Origin of the sequence: Gemmiger formicilis (genome assembly GCF_016901605.1) — a bacterium.
In the GTDB taxonomy this organism is placed as follows: Bacteria; Bacillota; Clostridia; order Oscillospirales; family Ruminococcaceae; genus Gemmiger; species Gemmiger formicilis_B.
On the sequence record NZ_JACJKP010000664.1, the window covers coordinates 1 to 249 of the forward strand.

Genomic DNA, 249 nt, shown 5'->3' on the forward strand with positions numbered 1-249 from the left:
TCCATGTGGCTCAGGATGGTCTTGAAGAAGAGCGCCTGTCCAAAACGGGCGCACAGTTTGGTTCCACCAAGCGCGGCATCGCCTACACCTACGGCGACAAGTTCATGAAGAAGACCCTGCGTATGGGGGATCTGTGCCACATGGACGAAGGCGTCAAGAAGCGTCTGGAGACCATTGTGGAATCCAAGAATCTGACCATGGAGAAGATCTACGGTCAGAAGCCCGTCAGCGTGGACGAAATGTGGGCAT

At 55.0% G+C, this 249-nt stretch carries 1 protein-coding gene; it reads left to right on the top strand.

Annotated elements, in window-relative coordinates; translation table 11 throughout:
• On the top strand, positions 1–249 hold a 249-nt coding region (locus H6B10_RS16375), incomplete at both ends, for an adenylosuccinate synthetase (RefSeq protein ID WP_204652462.1).